The 3,371-nt window shown below is 70.7% G+C and carries 5 protein-coding genes; 1 reads left to right on the top strand and 4 read right to left on the bottom strand.

Annotated elements, in window-relative coordinates; translation table 11 throughout:
* The coding region (locus IQ216_RS12730) for a DUF1517 domain-containing protein (protein ID WP_193815769.1) at positions 1-731 on the top strand (731 nt) is incomplete at its 5' end.
* Here the strand turns inward: IQ216_RS12730 and larB are convergent.
* From larB to IQ216_RS12710, 4 genes are all read right to left on the bottom strand, one after another.
* Positions 700-1,431 (bottom strand): nickel pincer cofactor biosynthesis protein LarB, encoded by a 732-nt coding sequence (larB, locus tag IQ216_RS12725; protein WP_193815768.1) that lies wholly within the window; start codon positions 1,429-1,431, stop codon positions 700-702. The two genes, IQ216_RS12730 and larB, sit on opposite strands and share 32 nt — an antisense overlap.
* A gap of 170 nt (positions 1,432-1,601) precedes the next feature.
* Positions 1,602-2,159, bottom strand: coding sequence for a TIGR03792 family protein (locus IQ216_RS12720; RefSeq protein WP_370566747.1), 558 nt, complete (start codon positions 2,157-2,159; stop codon positions 1,602-1,604).
* Positions 2,156-2,653: a 2-C-methyl-D-erythritol 2,4-cyclodiphosphate synthase gene (gene ispF / locus IQ216_RS12715; RefSeq protein ID WP_193815767.1), complete on the bottom strand. Its 498-nt coding sequence runs from the start codon at positions 2,651-2,653 to the stop codon at positions 2,156-2,158. The genes IQ216_RS12720 and ispF overlap by 4 nt, the downstream gene beginning before the upstream one ends.
* A 114-nt stretch (positions 2,654-2,767) precedes the next feature.
* The gene (locus tag IQ216_RS12710) at positions 2,768-3,229 is read right to left on the bottom strand and encodes an NfeD family protein (RefSeq protein WP_186699031.1); all 462 of its coding nucleotides are present in this window, start codon (positions 3,227-3,229) and stop codon (positions 2,768-2,770) included.
* Between the last annotated feature and the right edge of the window lie 142 nt (positions 3,230-3,371).

Below are 3,371 nucleotides of genomic sequence, written 5' to 3'. Positions count from 1 at the left end.
GTGGCGGCATCGGCTTCCCCTTCCTGATTCCGATCTTCGGTTTCGGCGGTGGCGGCCTGTTCGGCTTCCTGATCCTGATGGCCGTGGTGGGCCTGATCGCCAATGCCCTGCGCGGTGTCGGCGGCGGCAGCCCCTCCCTGCCGGGCGGTTCTGGCTACGCCCCCCGGGTGGATGGCCCGGTCACCATCAGTCAGCTGCAAGTGGGCCTGCTGGCCTCGGCCCGCGATCTCCAGAACGACCTGCGCGCCCTGGCTGGCCGCGCCGACACCGGATCCACCAGTGGGCTGCAGACCGTGCTGCAGGAAACCACCCTCTCCCTGCTGCGTCATCCAGACCTCTGGGTCTATGCCAACGCGGAAGTGGGCCAGGTGCCCTTTGCCAGCGCCGAGTCCACCTTCAACCGCCTCTCCATGGCGGAGCGCAGCAAGCTCGATGCCGAGCTCACCTCCAACGTGGCGGGCCGCCGCTCTGCTGGCGCCGCTTCCGCCGCTGGTGACAGCGATGCCGGCAGCGATTTCATCGCCGTGACCCTGCTGGTGGCCTCGCGCCAACGCCTCACCATCAAGGGAGCCTCCACGGCTGAAGAACTGCGTCAGTCACTGCAGGTGCTCGGCGGGGTGGCCAGTTCCGATCTGCTGGCGATTGAAGTGATCTGGCAGCCCGATGGCACCGGAGACGTGTTCAGCACCGAGGAGCTGCTCACGGCCTACCCCCAGCTCCAGCACCTCTGAGGATGCGCAGGGCGGCCATCGCCGCCCCGTAGCCGTTGTCCACATTCACCACCGTGAGCCCCGGGGCGCAGCTGGCCAACATGCCGTGCAGGGCCGCCATGCCGCCCGCGCTGACGCCGTAACCCACCGCCACGGGAACGCCGATCACGGGCTGGGGCAACAGGCCGGCCAGCACGGTCGGCAGGGCCCCCTCCATACCGGCGCAGGCGATCAGTACGTCCATCGATCGCAGCAGCGGCAGCTGATCCAGCAGGCGGTGCAGTCCCGCCACGCCCACATCCAGCACCAGCTCGGCCCCCACCCCATGGCACTGCAGGGCAAGGAGCGCTTCGCTGGCCACGCCCAGATCACTGCTGCCGGCCCCGAGCACAGCCACCCGGGCGGTTGCGGCGCCGGCAAAGGCCTCCCCCGGCTCCGGGGATGCACCTGGCTCCGGGGATGCCGGCGTCGCGAAGGTGAGGCAGCGGGCCTCGGAGTGATAGCGCAGGGCCGGCGTCTCCAGCAGGGCGGCCACGGCTTCGCCCTTCTGCGGCGACACCCTGGTCACCAGCAGCACCTCGCCGGCATCCCAGAGCTTCGTGGCAATGGCGGCGATCTGCTCGGCGCTCTTGTGCTCACCCCACACCGCTTCCACCATGCCGAGACGCTGGCGGCGCTGCAGGTCGAGGCGGTGGTCCAGGGCGGGCGTGGGTTCGTTCATGGCCGGGGTGCTGTCAGGGCTTGATCCACACCATCTCCACCAGGGCCGGCGTGATCCACAGGCTGGCGCCAGGGGCCGATGCCGTGCCGCCGCCGCCGCCCGCCTGGGCGGAGGGCATGCTGCAGCAGATCCAGCAGTCCTAGGCCTCGCTGAGGGCGCATGAGAGGGCCTCAGCCATCGGCTGGGACGTCGCGCTGGAGACCGGGCTGTCGTTCCAGCTGGGGCTGCGGCTGAAGCTCAGCGGCATAGAGCAGCGGAAAGGGATTGGCAGCCTCGCTGCCGGTGTCGCTGCTGGTGAGCTCACGGGCCAGCCGCTCAAAGCGCTCCTGCACCTCGCCCACTTCACCCATGGGGATGGCCTTCCACTGCTCCAGGCTGGCCCAGCGGATCAGCAGGGTGCCCTCCTGCCGCTCAGGATCCCAGAACAGCTGCCGCCCCAGGAAGCCCTCCTGCTGCTTCAGCCAGGGCCCCCAGCTGGCCGCTTCGGCCTCCAGCCAGGCCTCGCGGTACTGGGCCTTCACCCCCAGCCGCAGCAGTTCCACAACGCCGGTCTCGGCTGTGGTGGTGGGGGAGGAGGTGCTCATGSGGGCACGGGCCGCAGCGGGTGAACTGATCCCGCCGAGCAGTGCGGCCAGCAGCAGCACCAGCAGCAGCCGTCGCAATGGCCTCGGCGGGCCGGTGAGCCTAGGCAGGTCGTCTCGCGCCACTGGCTTGCGGGGTGCGGTCACGGTCGTTGCAGCAGGGCCACGGCGTGGCAGGAGATGCCMTCCTCGCGGCCCTCGGCCCCGAGCCCCTCATTGGTGGTGGCCTTGACGCCCACCTGGTCGTCATCGAGGCCGAGTCGAGCGGCGATGGCGGCGCGCATGGCCGCGATGTGGGGCTTGAGTTTCGGGCGTTCCGCCACCACCACACTGTCGAGATTCACGATCCGCCAGCCACGCTTCATCACCAGGGCCATCACCTGCTCCAGCAGCACCAGGCTGTCGGCCCCCTTCCAGCGGGCGTCCTCCGGCGGGAAATGCTGGCCGATGTCGCCAAGGGAGAGGGCCCCGAGCAGGGCATCCATGATGGCGTGCACGAGCACATCGGCGTCACTGTGGCCGTCGAGACCCAGGCCCTCGGGATGGGCGAGCCTCTGGCCTCCCAGGATCAGGGGCCGACCCGGTACCAGGCGATGGATGTCGTAGCCATTGCCGATCCGCAGGGCCGGGGAGGCTGTCATGGCGTTCACAAGGGGGGGCAGGCCGTAGCTCCGAGTCTGCTCCGCACCCTGGAGTCGCTTCGCTGGGCTGGCCGCGCTCAGGTCGCGACGGTTGGCCTGCCGCCCGGTTTGGAATCAGTGCCCTGACCCACCCGGCAGCTCGCCTGGAGCCGCGTCCGGCAGCACCTGCAGCCGGTTGCCGTCGCGGCCCATCACGGTCACCGCGCTGCCGGGTTGCAGTGTCCGGCTGGTCTCGAGGTTGGTGGCGGCCCAGCTCTGGCCCTGCCAGCGCACCCGCCCCTCCGCCGTGCCCTCGAAGCCGCTGATCACTGCGGCCCGCTGGCTGTGGCCGCTGGCGGGGATCGAGCGCTCACGGCTGCGCCGCTCCCAGCCCCGCAGCGCCAGCAGCCCCAGGCCGCTGAGCACGGCAAAGGTCACCACCTGCAGCAGCGGCGGCCAGGGCAGCAGGGCACTCAGCGCCGACACCACCAGAGCCGCGACCGCCGCCTCCAGCAGACCATCGAACTCAGCCCCGAGCCCTTCGAGGCCGAGCAGGGCCAGGCCCACCAGCAGCCAGATCACCGATGCCAGCGCCATGGGTCAGGGAATGGGGCGAATCCATGCTGGCCTGGTGCCAGGGCAGACGGTGGCCCGGGACGCCCAGGCCGGCAGGCAGACCTAGCCTGATCAGGGCCAGGTCTGCCCCGGCGTAGCGCCTGCCCCCCCGCTCCCCCCTCAG

It is taken from the genome of Cyanobium sp. LEGE 06143 (assembly GCF_015207535.1).
Classification (GTDB): Bacteria; Cyanobacteriota; Cyanobacteriia; order PCC-6307; family Cyanobiaceae; genus NIES-981.
This window is presented reverse-complemented; position numbering and strand designations above follow the sequence as displayed.

What these genes read in the sequence shown, in the direction of transcription:
- larB (WP_193815768.1), bottom strand. Translation starts at nt 1,431, where the DNA reads ATGAACGAACCCACGCCCGCCCTGGACCACCGCCTCGACCTGCAGCGC.
- IQ216_RS12710 (WP_186699031.1), bottom strand. Translation starts at nt 3,229, where the DNA reads ATGGCGCTGGCATCGGTGATCTGGCTGCTGGTGGGCCTGGCCCTGCTC.